Annotated in this window: 17 protein-coding genes; 7 read left to right on the forward strand and 10 right to left on the reverse strand. The window is 38.8% G+C overall.

The window, feature by feature from the left end; genetic code table 11:
* Positions 1-112: 112 nt before the first annotated feature.
* The gene (locus HOO54_RS04235) at positions 113-949 is read right to left on the reverse strand and encodes a TIGR03943 family putative permease subunit (RefSeq protein WP_172292864.1); all 837 of its coding nucleotides are present in this window, start codon (positions 947-949) and stop codon (positions 113-115) included.
* A gap of 4 nt (positions 950-953) precedes the next feature.
* Positions 954-1,859: a permease gene (locus HOO54_RS04240; RefSeq protein WP_172299334.1), complete on the reverse strand. Its 906-nt coding sequence runs from the start codon at positions 1,857-1,859 to the stop codon at positions 954-956.
* Between the two features lie 95 nt (positions 1,860-1,954).
* Between HOO54_RS04240 and HOO54_RS04245 the strand changes: the two genes are divergently transcribed.
* The 3 genes from HOO54_RS04245 (at position 1,955) to HOO54_RS04255 (ending at position 3,765) form a co-directional block, all read left to right on the forward strand.
* Positions 1,955-2,911 (forward strand): acetylxylan esterase, encoded by a 957-nt coding sequence (locus HOO54_RS04245; RefSeq protein WP_172292866.1) that lies wholly within the window; start codon positions 1,955-1,957, stop codon positions 2,909-2,911.
* Between the two features lie 96 nt (positions 2,912-3,007).
* Positions 3,008-3,430 carry a MarR family winged helix-turn-helix transcriptional regulator gene (locus tag HOO54_RS04250; RefSeq protein ID WP_172292868.1) on the forward strand — a complete coding sequence of 141 codons (423 nt, stop codon included), beginning with the start codon at positions 3,008-3,010 and terminating at the stop codon, positions 3,428-3,430.
* On the forward strand, positions 3,421-3,765 hold the full coding sequence (locus HOO54_RS04255) for a DUF3147 family protein (protein WP_172292870.1): 345 nt from the start codon (positions 3,421-3,423) through the stop codon (positions 3,763-3,765). The genes HOO54_RS04250 and HOO54_RS04255 overlap by 10 nt, the downstream gene beginning before the upstream one ends.
* Here the strand turns inward: HOO54_RS04255 and HOO54_RS04260 are convergent.
* On the reverse strand, positions 3,762-4,202 hold the full coding sequence (locus HOO54_RS04260) for a hypothetical protein (RefSeq protein ID WP_172292872.1): 441 nt from the start codon (positions 4,200-4,202) through the stop codon (positions 3,762-3,764). The two genes, HOO54_RS04255 and HOO54_RS04260, sit on opposite strands and share 4 nt — an antisense overlap.
* Before the next feature lie 57 nt (positions 4,203-4,259).
* Between HOO54_RS04260 and HOO54_RS04265 the strand changes: the two genes are divergently transcribed.
* Positions 4,260-4,973: an AAA family ATPase gene (locus HOO54_RS04265; RefSeq protein ID WP_172292874.1), complete on the forward strand. Its 714-nt coding sequence runs from the start codon at positions 4,260-4,262 to the stop codon at positions 4,971-4,973.
* A 122-nt stretch (positions 4,974-5,095) separates the two neighbouring features.
* Here the strand turns inward: HOO54_RS04265 and HOO54_RS04270 are convergent, their stop codons facing one another.
* Positions 5,096-5,992, reverse strand: a complete 897-nt coding sequence (locus HOO54_RS04270) for a DMT family transporter (RefSeq protein WP_172299336.1) — start codon at positions 5,990-5,992, stop codon at positions 5,096-5,098.
* Positions 5,993-6,129: 137 nt separating this feature from the next.
* Between HOO54_RS04270 and HOO54_RS04275 the strand changes: the two genes are divergently transcribed.
* Positions 6,130-7,476: an aminotransferase-like domain-containing protein gene (locus HOO54_RS04275; protein ID WP_172292876.1), complete on the forward strand. Its 1,347-nt coding sequence runs from the start codon at positions 6,130-6,132 to the stop codon at positions 7,474-7,476.
* On the opposite strand, the gene HOO54_RS04280 is transcribed toward HOO54_RS04275, so the two are convergent.
* The 3 genes from HOO54_RS04280 to HOO54_RS04290 all read right to left on the reverse strand — a co-directional run bounded on the left by HOO54_RS04280 (position 7,473) and on the right by HOO54_RS04290 (position 10,191).
* Complete coding sequence (locus HOO54_RS04280) at positions 7,473-8,144, reverse strand: 4'-phosphopantetheinyl transferase family protein (RefSeq protein ID WP_172299338.1); 672 nt, start codon at positions 8,142-8,144, stop codon at positions 7,473-7,475. The genes HOO54_RS04275 and HOO54_RS04280 overlap by 4 nt on opposite strands.
* 92 nt (positions 8,145-8,236) lie before the next feature.
* Positions 8,237-8,833: a Uma2 family endonuclease gene (locus tag HOO54_RS04285; protein WP_172292878.1), complete on the reverse strand. Its 597-nt coding sequence runs from the start codon at positions 8,831-8,833 to the stop codon at positions 8,237-8,239.
* A gap of 77 nt (positions 8,834-8,910) precedes the next feature.
* Entirely contained in the window at positions 8,911-10,191 is a 1,281-nt protein-coding gene (locus HOO54_RS04290; RefSeq protein ID WP_172292880.1) for an MFS transporter, read from the reverse strand.
* Positions 10,192-10,439: 248 nt separating this feature from the next.
* Here HOO54_RS04290 and HOO54_RS04295 point away from each other — a divergent pair, with 248 nt between their 5' ends.
* Both HOO54_RS04295 and HOO54_RS04300 read left to right on the forward strand, forming a co-directional pair.
* A complete protein-coding gene (locus tag HOO54_RS04295; protein ID WP_172292882.1) occupies positions 10,440-12,113 on the forward strand; it encodes a pyridoxal phosphate-dependent decarboxylase family protein in 1,674 nt (557 codons plus the stop codon).
* A gap of 3 nt (positions 12,114-12,116) precedes the next feature.
* Positions 12,117-13,835, forward strand: a complete 1,719-nt coding sequence (locus tag HOO54_RS04300) for a methyl-accepting chemotaxis protein (RefSeq protein WP_172292884.1) — start codon at positions 12,117-12,119, stop codon at positions 13,833-13,835.
* Between the two features lie 41 nt (positions 13,836-13,876).
* Here HOO54_RS04300 and HOO54_RS04305 read toward each other — a convergent pair whose 3' ends face one another.
* From HOO54_RS04305 to tcyA, 3 genes are read right to left on the reverse strand one after another with little or no spacing between them, the layout of a single operon-like run.
* The gene (locus HOO54_RS04305) at positions 13,877-14,620 is read right to left on the reverse strand and encodes an amino acid ABC transporter ATP-binding protein (RefSeq protein ID WP_172292886.1); all 744 of its coding nucleotides are present in this window, start codon (positions 14,618-14,620) and stop codon (positions 13,877-13,879) included.
* Positions 14,621-14,632: 12 nt separating this feature from the next.
* Entirely contained in the window at positions 14,633-15,310 is a 678-nt protein-coding gene (locus tag HOO54_RS04310) for an amino acid ABC transporter permease (protein WP_172299340.1), read from the reverse strand.
* Complete coding sequence (tcyA, locus tag HOO54_RS04315) at positions 15,297-16,100, reverse strand: cystine ABC transporter substrate-binding lipoprotein TcyA (RefSeq protein ID WP_172292888.1); 804 nt, start codon at positions 16,098-16,100, stop codon at positions 15,297-15,299. Before tcyA ends, HOO54_RS04310 begins: the two co-directional genes overlap by 14 nt.
* Between the last annotated feature and the right edge of the window lie 19 nt (positions 16,101-16,119).

Genomic DNA, 16,119 nt, shown 5'->3' on the forward strand with positions numbered 1-16,119 from the left:
CTAATATTCTATAAAACAACAATCATTTGATCGTATTGATAAGGGAAAACAAACGGCTAAGAGCCGTATAAATACAGGGTCCTTAGCCGTCTAAAACAGGTAGAAATGTTTATTATCTCCGGTATACATATGGGTCTTTCGGTTCTTTCATAGTCGACCATTCTTGGACTATTAAAACCGGAATGACAGATTGAAATGGTTGATAATATTCCGATGACAAAGTTCCTTTGACACGAAGCCACTGATCATCTTTTATGTTGACATCCTCAGGGAATTCGACAAGCATACCATAAACGCCTGAATCGGCAATACAATGGATAATACCGAAGCGGAGGACAAAAAGTTCCCGCTTATGAATCGCTTCACCTTTGAAAGCAAATCCGTTAAATTCGATTGTTTTGCCAAGGAACTCCCCTGGATAATTATAAATGGTTTCCATACCTTTTAGATAATCATGTTCATCTAACGATATTTGTTTTTTTTCTTTATATTTTGCCAACGCTTTTTCCATCAGCTCATCATAGCCTTCTTGTCCGTAGTAAATGCTTGTATCAGGGCGCAAATACTGGGTTTGGGCATAGTGTTCAGGCTGTTCTATCCCTTTAAAAGAAAAACCTTTTGATTTAACGATATTGGAATCAAGTGTGGCAACAGGGAGGAAAATCCCAGTGCATAACGGGAATAGGAAAACTAAATAGATGAAGATTTTTTTAACAAACGGCTTATTTTCTTCATGATCATGTCCACATCCGCATTCATCCCCACAATCAGTATGACTCGTTCCTTTAATGTAGCGATAAAATTGTACAGCTGTCAGCAGTGCAAGTAGAAAAATTGCAATATATGAAAGATAAGCATATTTCATATTAATATATTTTGTTAAATTGCCAGATGCATGAAGATGAAAAAAGAAAAATGTGAAAGACATTAATATAAATGTGCGAAACATGGTCTCACCCCTTTACCAAAAGTGATCCGACTAGAACAATAACCGCAATATAGGTAATCAAAAGCAACACAAAGCGTTTTTTAAAGATACCGATCATCATCAGCAAATTTTTAATATCAACCATTGCCCCGAAAACAAGGAAAGCAATTAGAGATCCGAGTGAAAATGTACTGCTGAACGAGGATGCGATAAAAGCATCAACTTCTGAACAAAGAGACAATACAAATGATAAGCCCATCATCACAAGTGATGAAGATACATCATTTTGACCGATTGAGAGTAGAGTAGATGTTTTAATATATGTTTGCATTGCTGCTGCCACAAAAGCACCAATAATAAGGTATTTTCCCACTGAGAAAAACTCATCAACCGCATGGTGAAGTGTTTCAGTCAGTTTTTTAAGAAACGACGGTTTCGTATGATTGTGGGAGTGATGATGATGCGAATGAGCTTCAATCAGCTGGTTTCCTTTAAATTGGAAAGAGATGATCAGACCTACAATAATCGAAACAGCCATCGCCAATCCACCACGGTAAAAAACGACATCCCATTTATTTCCGAAGGCGATAAATGTAGAAAATAATACAATTGGATTAACAATTGGAGCTGTTAGCATAAAGGCTATCGCTGCATGCAGCGGAACCCCTTTTAACAAAAGACGGCGGGTGATCGGAACAATACCGCATTCACAGGCCGGGAATAGCATACCAGCAAACGTTCCTGATAGTACTGCGAGAAATCGATTTTTCGGAATGATTTTTGCCATCATTTCTTCAGTCACAAACATTTGAATCAAACCTGATATGAAAACACCGATTAATACAAAAGGAATTGCTTCTATTAATATACTAATGAAAATTGAATTAAGCTGCAGAAATGATTGTGAAACCACAAAAAAACCCTCCGCAATGACATTTTTTAGTTCTAGCCTAACATTATACCACAAACTCGTTAAGCCGGTATGGTATCATAAAAACACTTAAATCATTAAAGGGGATGAAGGAGATGCAGCAACCCTATGATTTACCATTAGATCAACTATATACATACCAACCTGAACGAACAGCAACCGAAGATTTTGAAGATTTTTGGAAGGAGTCATTGGCAGAACTAACCAAAGTCAAAGCAGAGCCTGAGCTTAAACGATTTGATTATCCGGCTGACGGTATTCAAGTTTATTGGCTCACATACAAAAGCAGCGGCGGGGCGCTCATTAAAGGCTGGTATGCCGTTCCTAATCAGAAAGGCCCACATCCAGCCATTGTAAAATATCACGGCTATAATGCCAGCTATGACGGAGATATTCACGATATTGTCAATTGGGCTTTGCATGGCTATGCGACTTTCGGGATGCTTGTTCGTGGGCAAAACAGCAGTGAGGACACAAGCGGAGCCCCTGGTGGACATGTGCCGGGCTGGATGACAAAAGGAATTCTTGCACCGAAAACATATTATTACAAAGGTGTTTACCTTGATGCGGTAAGAGCAGTTGAAGTGGTCAGCGATTTTCCTGAAGTTGATGAAACACGTATCGGAGTGATTGGTGCAAGTCAAGGCGGCGGACTGGCCATTGCTGTTTCCGCATTGTCAAAGATCCCGAAAGTCACAGTTTCTGAATTTCCGTATTTAAGTAACTTCCAGAGAGCGATCGATATCGCGTTAGAACACCCTTATCTTGAAATTAACTCGTTTTTTAGAAAGAATAGCCATCCTGACATTGAAAAGACCGCTATGAATACCTTATCTTACTTTGATATGATGAACCTTGCAGGATCAGTAAAAACATCTGTTTTAATGTCAATCGGCCTTGTTGATACAATCACACCGCCGTCCACCGTCTTTGCGGCATACAATCATTTAAAGACGAACAAAGATATAAAAGTATACCGTTATTTTGGACACGAATATATTCCGGCTTTTCAAACAGAGAAATTAGCATTTTTAAAAAAACATTTAAAATAAATCATAACGAACACCTGGTGTGTATACTGCCGGGTGTTTTTTATATCTTGATTAAAGAATATATCGTACGATAAGATATAAGAGAGGGGGATTAAAATGAATTTAGACAAGTTAAGTGAATCAATGAATCAAAACTGGACAGATATATACTTTAACTTACACGAAAGACATGATGATCACTTAACACATCATGCTGTTCGATTGCTGCAATATCTTGAAAAAAATCAATCCGCCACCATTGGCACTTTAGCTCGTTTTTCCAATGTATCCCATAATACGGCATCAGAACATGTGAAACGATTGCTTCAAAAAAAGCTTGTACAAAAACAGAGGGATAGCCAAGATGAGCGAAAGGTTTATGTTACATTAACAGCTGAAGGTGTAGACATAGTAAAACAGCACACCCGGCTTGACCCGAAAAAACTGCAAAAGGTATTGCAACAATTAAATGAAGATCAACTTAAATTGTTAGAGGATGCATTTTCTATGTTAAGCCAGGCGGCAAAGTCATGTTTTTAATCGTTAAAATCATCGTTTCTGCCGTTTTGATTGGCATAGTTACCGAGATTGCTAGAAAATATCCAGAGGCTGGAGGTATCATTGCGGCGCTCCCGCTTGTCAGTCTATTAAGTTTATTTTGGTTAAGTGTCCAAGGGACCGCTCCAAAATATTTAAGTCAATTTGCGGTTGGTGTGTTGTGGGGTTTCCCGGCAACTGCAGTTCTTCTTGTCATCGTCGTTTTTAGTTTAAAAGCATCATTTTCTTTAATGTTATCTTTTATCTTTGGAGTCTGTGGATGGGGTGGATGTTTACTGTTGCAAAAAGCCGTATTCCGTATGATTTTTGGCGGTTAAGGTACAAATGGAGGATCTGGAACAGGTCCATATGTGCCTTTCACATGAATGTTTTGACATTCTCCTTCTGTATTTTCAAAATAGAGCCGATATGTGCGTTGCATAACTGGAGTAACGTCTTCAGCCGTACGATTTGGCATATTGCCGACGAACTCTTTTATACTTAGACTCATATATCTGCCAGAAAGATGCATCATTTGTATTTTAATTTTCGTTTTACAATTTTCAGCATTAAAAATTGTAAACCTATACCCTAATCTCCAGTGATCATATGATGGTGGATTAAAGTCAGTTTGGGGAATATCTTGGATGTGGGTCCCAGTAAAAGTCACATCTAATTTTTTTGGATACTTTACTATTTCAGCTTCGGTGTGATTCCCAAAACTAAACAGACTGCTAACCAGCATAAAAACAACTATTAACAAAAAACGTTTCAATAAACATCCCTCCTTTTTCCATATTATAACATGAATTTGTTTGCTGAGGTGATACATATGTTTTTAAAAAAGCTAACGATGCTTCAAGAAAAAGTGCCTTCTTATTCGGAATATCCGTTTTCAATTCCGGCGATTCATCATTTGAAAGAATTGACTTTCCAAAAAGAGGTGACTTTTTTTGTTGGAGAGAACGGCACTGGAAAATCAACCCTGCTTGAAGCTATTGCCGATAAGTGTGAATTCAATACGGCAGGCGGGGGAAGACAGAATACATATGAAGTGGATCAATCTGAATCTGTTTTAGGAGACTATATCAGACTTTCTTGGCTCCCTAAAGTCACCACTGGTTTTTTCCTGCGGGCTGAATCGTTTTATCATTTTGCATCACATATTGATGAAGTAGAGAAAGAGTTTATCAATTATGGTGGACGTTCCCTACATCAGCAATCACATGGAGAATCGTTTTTGTCGCTTTTTAAGTATCGATTCTCAGGAAAAGGAATCTATTTACTTGACGAACCTGAAGCTGCTTTATCCCCGACAAGACAATTGACTTTCTTAAAAATTATTCATGATCTAACCAAGACGAAGAAAGCTCAGTTCATCATCGCTTCTCACTCTCCGATTTTACTTGGATATCCTGATGCTGATATTTTCAGTTTTGACGGTGACCATATTGCCAAAGTAAACTATGTGGACACCGAACATTACCAGTTAACAAAATATTTTCTTCAGAACCGTGAAAAATTGTTGGCTGAATTGTTTAAATAGTGTAAGGAAGGAGCTGTCTAAAAAGTCCTTTATCAAGATGAATCAGGGGGGAATGGCGAGACTCCTGCGGGGTCTCGCCTGGCTCGCCCGCGGAAAGCGAGCAAATTCCCAATTTTCTACTTTCAGGACAGTCCCTTCTGTTGTTGTGTTTTCGTCGCTCCAATGATTCCGATCATAATCATTATGGTACCGATCAGATGAAACCATTCTAACCTTTCCCCTAAAGCGAAAACCCCTGCTAGAATCGTTACTAATGTTGCTAGATGATTGAACATGCTCATTTTTGCAGCTTCAATTTTTGATAGAGCATAATTAGATAAAAAGGCAGTTGCAAACGATGAAAATGCCCCTAAATAAAGAACTGTCAACATAAAGATTGGCTTTGTAAAGGGAATAAAGAATTCGCTGAGTGATCCATTTGAGATATGACTGAAAACAGCGATTCCGTTGAAAAAAACAAAGCCTACCGCTAAAATCACATATGTTAGTTCCAGTGAAGTGAATGTCCGGCTCAGTTTTCTTACCAGTATGCTATAACCCGCTGAAGAAAGAGCTGACAGCAGGATGAGCAAGATACCGATTAAATTGCTCATTTGTACATTGGTACTTTTCATCAAGAAAATATAAGTCACTCCTGCCGCTGATAAAACAGTGAAGAACAACTGCCGTTTGCTGAAACGCTCTTTTAAAAAATAGTGAGCCAACAGCATCGTTAAAATGGGAATGGCAGCTTGAATGATCCCTGCTTCAGAAGAAGAAGTATAGACAAGCCCAAAGACTTGAAAAGCAAAAAACATGACCGGGTAACATAAAGCGACCGGCAGCATGACGAAAACGTCTTTCAAACGAATTTTAATCTTAAGCGTACCAAATAGAACTGCAAGACAAAACGCAATTGTAAAGCGATGAGCAAGTATATCAAGCGGTTCAGCAACTGTAAGGGCTAGTTTGATAAATAAAAATGAAAAACCAATCATTAAAGCGTACAACAACGCTGCAACATAAGCAGATTTGTACATCATCAACCATCTCCGTCATGTATGCATGCAATACTTGATATTTGCCGGCTCATGTCATCATATCTTGAAGAACAGTTTGCTACAATATAAAAAAAGCCAATCTGTACCGGTACAGATTGAAGATCAAAGGAGATCACATGCAAAAATACGTTGAGTTGATGAATCAATTACAAAGTCTGATTGAGAGCCGTTTTTATAAAGAAGGAGACAAGCTTCCATCCATTCGCATCCTTGCTGAGCAGCACAGTTTGAGCAAGAGCACGGTGATTCGAGCCTTAAACGAACTTGAGAAACAGCACATGATCTATTCCGTTCCTAAAAGCGGCTATTATGTTGTGAAAACAACTCATCTATCAGACTCTCAAAAGCGTGTTATTGATTTTGCCGCCTCCAGCCCTGATCCTGACGTATTCCCATATCTGGATTTTCAACATTGCATCAATAAAGCGATTGATATTTATAAAAATGATTTGTTTATTTATGGAACCCCAAAAGGGCTGCCGTCTTTGATTGAAGTTATTCAAAAAGAGCTTGTGAATTCTCAAGTATTTACAAGATCGTCCAATATATTTATTACATCCGGTGTCCAACAGGGATTAGCTTTGCTCGCTTCACTGCCGTTTCCTAATCACAAACAGAAAATACTGATTGAACAGCCTAGTTACCACTTGTTTATTCAATATTTGGAAGTTCATCAACTTCCAGTGATCGGAATTGAACGGACAGCAAATGGAATAGATTTTGCTCATTTAGAACATCTTTTTCAAACAGAAGATATCAAATTTTTTTATACGATGCCGAGATTCCACAATCCGCTCGGAAGCTCCTATACAGAGAAAGAAAAAAAGCGGATTGTTGATCTTGCAGAAAAGTATGATGTTTTTATTATAGAGGATGATTATTTAGGAGATTTAGAAGAAAATCGGAAAGCAGATCCGTTATTTTCCTATGATACTTCAGAACATGTTATTTATTTAAAGAGTTTTTCGAAGATGATTTTTCCAGGACTGCGTGTCGGTGTTGCTGTACTACCTGATTCATTAACTGAGATGTTTAATCAATTTAAACGATTAATTGATATTGACAGTTCTATGCTGTCACAAGCTGCTTTAGAAATCTATTTGAAAAGCGGAATGTTTGAAAGACACAAGCAAAAAATCCGCTTTTCATATGGCGAAAGGTCATGCCAGCTTTACACATCTTTGCAGGAGGTCTCTAGATCACTTGAAGACCTCATCTGTTTTAACCCTGGCGATCAGCTGTGTGTCCATACACATCTTGAACTCAATCGAAAACTGTCGGTTTCCCGTATCATCAGGAACATGAAAAAACACAATGTTTTGCTTGAAACTGTTGATATGCATTATTTGTCTTTTTTCAAAAAAAGAAATCTGTTAAAAATCAACACATCTAATGTCAAGAAAGAAGATATTCACCATGGAATGAACCTGCTCAAGCGCGTCATTGAATCAGCCTATTATTAAAGTTCATCATACCGTTTTTTGATTACCTCATCAGGCAGATCATCAGCTGCTGAACAAGCTGCCATTTTATAATCTGGATCAAGTTCAAAAGTTTTGAGATAACATGGCAGATATGTCTGGGGTGCTTTCACGAAGACACGGCATTGTCCATCAAGTTTGACAGAAAATGAATCAAGCGGTAATGCCAAACCTTTCCCAGCTTGTTTGACAAAGCTTTCTTTGATTGTCCATAAATGATAGAAATAGGAGAGCCGCTCTGTTTCCTTTTTTGCCATTAAATCACGGTATTCTGCCGGGGAAAAGAATCGTTCTGCGATATCGAAGTTAATCGGTTTGATTTTTTCGACATCGACTCCTACCGCTGATCTGCCAGCTCCGCAAATGACCCAGCTGCCTGAATGAGAAATATTAAAATGGAAATCAGGCAAACCTTTGGCAAAAGGTTTGCCATGCGGTCCTGCCGTAAATGAAATAGCTTCATTTGGCAGTTGATATGTTTCTTTGATGATATTTCTGACAAGGACTTCACCGATCAATGTCCGATTAGCATCTTCAGGATACCTGTAGCGTTTTACTTTATGTCGTTTCTCTTCAGAAACGATAGCCATCATCCGCTCGAATTGGTCGGGACCTGGGAGTTGATCCAGATAAACAGCGTAAATTTTCATCATATGTGACCTCTTATCTGATTATTTTTCTTGTTTTATTCTAGCAAATGGGCGCTTGGAAGGGTAGTTAATGCATAAACGATCACTTCTTTTTAATCAGCTGATTCATCAGGAAAGATGTTTTTCAAATGTATGGTCAGACCTTTTAATATATGAACTAAAACAGAGTCTTCCCGACTATAAACATTATTTAATTCCAGTATGCCATTTTCTAAAAGATACACTTCAACTGATTGATTGGCTGGATCTACAATCCAATATTCCTTTACTCCAGATCGTTGATAAGCTAGCCGTTTATCCAGCCGGTCGATTTTTGCTGTTGCAGGAGAAATGATTTCAATGACTAAATCTGGAGCACCGATCACTTTATTTTTTTTAATCTTACTTAATTCGCAAACAATAATCAGATCAGGAATGACCCAATTACGTACCTGTTCATCTTTCCAACTTGTTTGAACATCTTCAAACAAGTAAACATCTATTGGCGCTGCAAATACATGACATTTTTTATCACGGAGATAGCTCCCAAACTCAATCGATAGCTGCATAGAAACAGCTTGATGTTCAGGTAAAGGCGAAGGAGCCATGCTGATGATTTTTCCATCTAACACTTCACATCGTTCTCCTTCTGCCCATGTAGCATACTCCTTATAGGTCATCAGCTCTTGACGCTCTTCGGGAGTTGCCATTTTATGCACCCTTTCTACATTCTTTTGTTATCTTTAGTATACTTCACGAGTTTTGCAAATACAGTAGTCCACTTTATTTATTCATTGAACCTCTTCATTTTGATAACATCTGAGAACAACGCAGGTAAAACGGAGAATAAACAGCCTATACCTGCCAAAATAACAGCAAATCGAACTTCAATAAGAGATGCAAGGATTCCTCCTAAAATGGCACCAACAGGTACTAAACCTCGACCAAACACTTTTGAAACGGATTGAACACGACCTAATAAATGATGAGGTGTAATCGCTTGGCGTAAACTAACGAGATTTACATTGTAGATCGGGACCCCCAAGCTTAAAATAAACTGACCAAACAGTAGTAAATAGATTTTATATGGAAGATCTGGTACACTGCCAATCACCAAAAAAGCGATCGAAAATAACCCGAGAGAACTGATGATGACACATCCAACTCCTAGCTTTTCCGCCAGCTTTCTACTGATGAAAGCACCGACGATAAAACCTGCATTTCCTAGACCTAAAACAATACCAATATCGCTTGCCGAGAGATGTAATGACCTTGTCATATAAATAACTGAAATAGACTGATAAAGCCCAATAAATAACACACTGAAACTATAGCTGATTAATATCGGCCGCAAAATCTGATGTTTCCATGTGTAGACAATACCTTCTCCAATGTCTTTCCAAATGCTTTGTTTTTTTGAGAGGTCTCGATCTTTCAAACGATTGTCTGGTAAAAAAAGTGTGAATATAAAAGAAATAAGGAAGCTTACGGCATCTAACAAAATGGCGATAGGAGCTGTCAACAATTGAATCAAATACCCGCCTAGTCCAGGTCCGGCAACTTGTGCAGCTCCATTGGTAACTTCTAATTTCGCATTTCCTTTTAATAAAGATTGAGAGGAGATGATTTCTGGTAAATAAGATGAGTAGGAAATATGTTGAAAAATAGAACAGCATCCACTTAGAAAAGCAACCGCTAAAATAATGTTTATTGATAAAAATCCAGTTATAAAGCTAAGAGGAATCATCAATAAGAGACATGCGCTAGTCAATTGACAAAATAGCATGACTCGTTTTTTATTCCATCTATCTACTAGTGCTCCAGCATGAAAACCGAGGAGAAGGTTGGGCAGAAAAGAAAGAAAGCTAATCAAACTGACAACAAAGTTGGTTGTGTTTAACTGATTGATAGCGATTAAAGGTAAAGCAATAATGGTCATTTGCCTTCCGAAAGCTTCGATCGTCTGACTTGACCATAATAAATAAAAATAAGGGTTCAACGAATGTTCTTGTTTGACAATAGGTTGTTGTGGTTCACTTTTCGCCTTAATAATAGATTTCCTCCTCATTGCGGTATTAACTCAATAAACGGAAGTGGACTAGAGTAGATTCTAGTTAACAATATTTGTTTGAATCATACATAATCTTCAAATTCAAGTCAACTTTTTTTAATTGATAGGGGCGATTTCCCTTAGGAATATGAAACAAATATATGAAAAATCGACTAAATACCTAAAATAATGGATTCTATTAAACGATATTTCAAAGGGAGACATTTTTTCATACATAAAAAAGACAAGTCAGGAGAGAGAAAATCATGCAGCAACAAAACACCTCAGATGTACAGAAGTGGTTTCCAAGTGAAGATGGAAATGAAGCGAAAAGAAGTGAATTGATGGATTTGATCGGCCAGCTTATTAAAGGTGTGGATGAGTTGAAAAATCCGGATCAGGTTAATCTTAAAGGACAGAAGAACCGGGAAGGGTTTTTTTATGAAAAATTGATTTCAGAAAGCGAGATTCCGTCCACGGGTATGCCAATGAAGAATGTCAATGATGAACTGCTCAAACTTTTACATGACCATCCCTATCACTCAAAATATTTTTTGACAAATATCCTTCCAATGGCTAGTATTCCGGGAATCTTAGGCATGATTGCTGCTTTTATGGTCAATGGTAATAACTTGTGGGATGTCTACGGTCCTGCTGGAGCTGAGGCTGAAGTCAAGGTAACTGCAATGATGTCAAAATTAGCTGGGTATGATGCAGAAAAAAGCGGAGGTTATACAACATGGGGTGGTCAGGGCGCTGTCTATAGTGGACTGCGGATTGCCATTGCCAAGATGGCACCTTCATCTCTTCAAGAAGGGGTTCCCGGGAATTTCTATGCTTTTTGTTCTGAAGCGGCGCATTACAGTTTGTATAAGTCGATGGAAGCGGCTGGACTTGGAAGTCATCATCTGATCAAAGTGAAAACACAGCTTGATCATTCCATGGATACAGAGGATTTAAGAAGAAAATTAAAAGAGGTTTGTGAAACAGGGGGAATTCCAGTTTACATTGTGGCAACGACAGGAACAACAGATGCGATCGGAATTGATGATGTCCATGCCGTGCGACTAGCTGCTGAGGAAACGGCGCGCGAGTTTGGACTACCTGTTCCTCATATTCATGCGGATTCCGCTTTAGGTGGTTTTTTGGCCTTTTTTAATGATTATGATCTGAAAGAAAATGCACAATCATTTAGTCCGGGTGTTGTCGGGATGATCAGCGGGATCAAAGAAAACATGAGACATTTGCATTTGGCAGATTCACTATGTTTTGACTTTCAAAAACTTGGTCAGACCCCTTATGTGACAAGTCTGTTTCTTGTAAAAGATGCCAATGATTTGAAACGGGTTGATCTTGATCCTGATGAGACACCTTATGTTGGGCATCGCGGTTATGGAGACTATCATACAGGCTATACGTTAGAATGTTCCCGCATGGCTAGTTCTATCAGTATGTACAGTGCGTTAATGGCATTTGGTCGTGAAGGTTACCAAAAGCTTTTCGGACAGTTTCTTGAAGTGAACTTTCATTTTCGTAAGCAGCTCAAGGAACGAATTCCACAGGCGGAGATTATGAATCCGGACAATTATGGAATGTCAACACTGTTTCGTATATATCCTCAAGGAGCACCGCGGTTTGCAGAGGAGATCTCAGGGACATGCAGCAGTGAGGATTTGAAGAGAAACAATCGCTTAAATGAAAAGTTATTCGAAAAACTGGGAGAGCAAAGAGACAAAATCTTTTTTGGTGACACGAAAAAGCATCTGTTGGTTGGAACCCGTGATGGAATTGAGGTTCCGTTATGTGTGAGCAAGTTTTTTGTCATTTCTCCTTATACAATGCCTGAACATGTTCCACATATTATCGATTATTTAAAAGAGCAAATTGATCATGTTTGCCAGCAATACGAAACATTCATGACGAATGAGAAGGGAATATAGAAGATGAGTAGATTGAAAAGTTTAACAGAACATATTTCTGTAAAGATCATGATTGGCGTTGCATTGGTGTTAATCATTACGATTGCAAGCTTCTCGGCCGTTTTTCATATTGTCAGTCATGATTTGTCAAATCAATTAAAAGAACAATTTAAAAATCGTCTACATACTGACATTAATCTTGCCGAAAATGAACTGAAACGGGTAGAGGGAAATAAACTGGAGATCCCCTCCGCTGACAGTCCTCTTTATCAGGAAACAAAAAAAGCTGTCAACGAAATTAAAAAGAAAAACCATCTGGAAAACCTTTATATTCTCTCCAATAAAGGAGGAAAAGAACAAATTCTCATTTTATCTGATACACCTGATGATTTCGGTACAGAGTATGCCTTTTCACCTGAAATGAAGGATGCTTTAGCAAAAAATGAAGTAACTGTCAGTGATATTTATGAGGATGAATACGGAATTCATCAGTCGATTTTTTTGCCGCTAACTGATGAGTCGGGAAAACAGACCGGTATTTTAGGAATTGATCTCGATGCTTCTGTCATTACCGAAACAGCGCAAAAAACAACTTGGTATACAATTGGAATCGCAGGATTTGTGATGATCATTGGAATGATGATCGCTTATATCCTCGGTGCTTATATTGCTAAACCGATTCGTAAATTAATGAAAGCTGCCGAAAAAATTGCAGATGGCGATATGACTGCAGAAATTTCCGTCAAAAGCCATGATGAAGTTGGTAAGTTGGGTGAAGCCTTTGTCAGGATGAGTGACAACTTAAAGCAGCTGATTAGACATATTTCTACCTCTTCTCAAGAGGTCTCAAAAACGAGTCAGCGTTTGAAGCATGTTTCGTTTGAATCAAGTGAGAGTGCGGCACAAGTGGCAGAATCGATGAACAGTATGAGTGAGGGAATTAATGAAGTGGTTTCATCTGTTACAGATTGCCAATCGTCAACGACTGAGATTGATAAACAAATTTCTCATGTCAGTGAAGAAGTAAACGAAATGAAGCATGTTGCTGAAGGTGTCAGCAATGATTCGAAGACAGGACAGGAACTTGTTGAAGAAACGTTACGGCAAACACATACGATTAAAAATGTGATGGAAGAGTCTCAACAAGCAGCTCAGGAAATGCACAATCATACAGAGGAAATCGAAAAAGTAATTGGCATGATCTCTTCAATCGCTGAACAGACAAATTTACTGGCACTCAACGCTTCGATTGAAGCGGCACGGGTTGGAGAGGAAGGTAAAGGTTTTGCGGTTGTTGCTGGCGAGGTCAGAAAACTCTCTGAACGTTCAGCAGAAGCTGCTTTAACAGTGTCACAGCTTGTAGAAGGTACACAGGAGAGCAGCCGTCTTGTGATGGAAAGAATTAATGCTGGAAATGAAGCAGTTGATAAAGGACAAGTATTAATCAATGGAACATATGAGAATTTTTCAGGAATTTTCCGCGGGATTTCTCAATTTGTCGAAAGAACAGATCAATTGCTCGAATCGCTCCTAAAAGTACAAGGATCTTATCAAAACATTGCGTCTGCAATTGAGCAGATTTCTGCTGTAACACAAGAACAGGCAGCAGGATCAGAAGAAGTGGCTGCCGCAGCTGAGGAACAAAGTGCTGGCATGCAGGAAATTGCCTCTGCCATTAGGCAGCTATCTGATTTATCAGAAGATTTAAATCAAGCAGCATCCAGCTTTAGGTTGTCCGAATAGAAAATGAAACAGCCTGATCATGACTGGTCAGGCTGTTTGCTTTACAATGGATTCAATATTCGCTTCAAAAATTGTTTTGTTCGCTCTTCTTTTGGGGCAGAAAGAATTTGTTCAGGCGGCCCCTGTTCTACGATGACACCGCCATCGATAAAGACGACTTCATCAGCGACATCTTGAGCAAATTTCACTTCATGGGTGACAACGACCATTGTCCAACCCTCTGTCGCAAGGTCTTTCATTACTTTCAGCACTTCACCGACTAACTCAGGATCAAGAGCTGAAGTCGGTTCATCAAACAGCAGCAATTCAGGTTTGATGGCAAGAGCACGAGCGATACCGACGCGCTGCTGTTGTCCCCCTGAAAGCTGGAATGGACAGAGATCCATTTTGTCTGCCAGACCAACTTTTTGGAGCAGTTGGATGGCTTCTTTTTTGACATCCTCTTTTTTGCGTTTTTGCACCTTTACAGGACCTTCCATGACATTTTCTAAAACCGTCCGGTGAGGAAATAGGTGATAGGCTTGAAAGACCATCCCCGATTTTCTTCTCAGTTGAACGAGATCAACTGGTCTATTTTTTTGAGAAAAATCGATCGTTAAATCATGGAATGATAGGACACCGCGGTTAGGTGTTTCAAGTGCGTTTAGACAGCGGAGCAGTGTTGTTTTTCCAGAACCAGAAGGTCCTAAGATGGCCATCACCTTTCCTTTTTGAATCTGCAAATCGATTTGTTTTAAAACTTCGTTTTCTCCAAAAGATTTCTTAAGCCCTGTGATCGTAAGCACTGTTCTCCCTCCTTATTTGGCCACATACCGGTCTAAGCGCCGTTCAATCAGTTGCTGGACAATTGAAAGTACAAAACAAATGATCCAATAGATGAATGCTGCTTCTATATAAATGAATAAAATTTGATCAAGGTTACTCGCCCCAATTTCTTGGGCTTTCCGAAATAATTCAGCGACCAATATTTGCGATGCGAGGGACGTGTCTTTGATTAAGCTAATAAATGTATTTGATAATGGCGGAATCGAGACACGTACAGCCTGTGGTAAGATCACTCGTAAAAGCGCCATTTTCGGAGTCATTCCAATCGAGTAAGCCGCTTCCCATTGGCCTTTTGGAACGGACAAAATAGAAGCGCGAATAATCTCTGATGCATAGGCACCGACATTTAATGAAAATGCAATGATAGCACTAGGAAAAGGATCAATTGTTACTTGAAACGCTGGAAATAAATAAAAGATAATAAATAGCTGAACAAACAATGGCGTTCCCCTGATGGCGGAGACATAAATGCCAAAAACGGTTTTTAAGATTCGTGATTTAGACATTCTCGATAGCGCTGTCATGAGGGCAAGCAACATCCCAAATATGAAAGAAATAATGGCAAGGGGAATCGAATAATAGATTCCCCTTAAAAAGATCGGCCAAAATGATTCTCTTACTAAATCCCACGGAATATCATTGAGAAACATCTTCACCAAACCATTTCTTTGCTATTTTTGAAAGTGTGCCATCCTTTTTCATATCTTTCAGCGCTGCATTCACTTTGTCAACTAGTTGACCGCTTCCTTTGCGGAAGGCGAAATGTGTTGTTTGTGGTTTTCCTGTTTCAAAAGCAATTTTTAGATTTTTATTTCCTGAAGACTTCAAATAGTTTAAGACAGCGAGTTTATCATTATAAGTTAGATCAACACGACCTTGTTGGATAAGCTGAAACGATTGTGCCATTCCTTCAACACCCTCGATGTTCGCTCCAGCTTTTTTGGCAAGATCGGTGTAGTTGCTTGTTAATGATTGTGCCGCTGTTTTTCCTTTCACATTGTCAGCAGATTTCAAATTGTTGTTGTCCGCTTTTGTTACAACAACAGCTTGAGACGTTGTATATGGATCAGAGAAATCGAATTTTTTTTCACGGTCTGTTTTGCCTACTTGATTGGCAATCACATCAAAACGCTTAGAATTAAGACCAGCAAACATGCTGTCCCACTGCGTTTCTTTAAAATCAACTTTCAGGTTGAGGCGTTTGCCGACTTCTTTCATGACTTCGACATCATAGCCGGTTAATTGATTGTTTTTTTTGTCATGGAATGTAAAAGGTTCATATGTTCCTTCTGTTCCGACAGTTAATACACCTTTTTCTTTGATTGATGACCAAAGGTTTTTGTCTTTATTTTTGTTCGCTGCATTGTCACCTGTGGCACCGCAAGCAGCTGTTACAGTGATCAGTAGTGTCATTAGTACAGCAAATATGGCTTTTTTCAATTTTATTCCCCACTTTTCT

Origin of the sequence: Bacillus sp. WMMC1349, from assembly GCF_013155385.1 — a bacterium.
Lineage (GTDB): Bacteria > Bacillota > Bacilli > Bacillales > Bacillaceae > Bacillus.

Bases quoted from the DNA above. Each gene is read 5' to 3' on its own strand.
- HOO54_RS04235 (WP_172292864.1), bottom strand. From the start codon at position 949: ATGTTTCGCACATTTATATTAATGTCTTTCACATTTTTCTTTTTTCAT.
- HOO54_RS04245 (WP_172292866.1), top strand. From the start codon at position 1,955: ATGCAGCAACCCTATGATTTACCATTAGATCAACTATATACATACCAA.
- HOO54_RS04250 (WP_172292868.1), top strand. From the start codon at position 3,008: ATGAATTTAGACAAGTTAAGTGAATCAATGAATCAAAACTGGACAGAT.
- HOO54_RS04255 (WP_172292870.1), top strand. From the start codon at position 3,421: ATGTTTTTAATCGTTAAAATCATCGTTTCTGCCGTTTTGATTGGCATA.
- HOO54_RS04265 (WP_172292874.1), top strand. From the start codon at position 4,260: ATGTTTTTAAAAAAGCTAACGATGCTTCAAGAAAAAGTGCCTTCTTAT.
- HOO54_RS04270 (WP_172299336.1), bottom strand. From the start codon at position 5,992: ATGTACAAATCTGCTTATGTTGCAGCGTTGTTGTACGCTTTAATGATT.
- HOO54_RS04275 (WP_172292876.1), top strand. From the start codon at position 6,130: ATGCAAAAATACGTTGAGTTGATGAATCAATTACAAAGTCTGATTGAG.
- HOO54_RS04280 (WP_172299338.1), bottom strand. From the start codon at position 8,144: ATGAAAATTTACGCTGTTTATCTGGATCAACTCCCAGGTCCCGACCAA.
- HOO54_RS04285 (WP_172292878.1), bottom strand. From the start codon at position 8,833: ATGGCAACTCCCGAAGAGCGTCAAGAGCTGATGACCTATAAGGAGTAT.
- HOO54_RS04290 (WP_172292880.1), bottom strand. From the start codon at position 10,191: ATGAGGAGGAAATCTATTATTAAGGCGAAAAGTGAACCACAACAACCT.
- HOO54_RS04295 (WP_172292882.1), top strand. From the start codon at position 10,440: ATGCAGCAACAAAACACCTCAGATGTACAGAAGTGGTTTCCAAGTGAA.
- HOO54_RS04300 (WP_172292884.1), top strand. From the start codon at position 12,117: ATGAGTAGATTGAAAAGTTTAACAGAACATATTTCTGTAAAGATCATG.
- HOO54_RS04310 (WP_172299340.1), bottom strand. From the start codon at position 15,310: ATGTTTCTCAATGATATTCCGTGGGATTTAGTAAGAGAATCATTTTGG.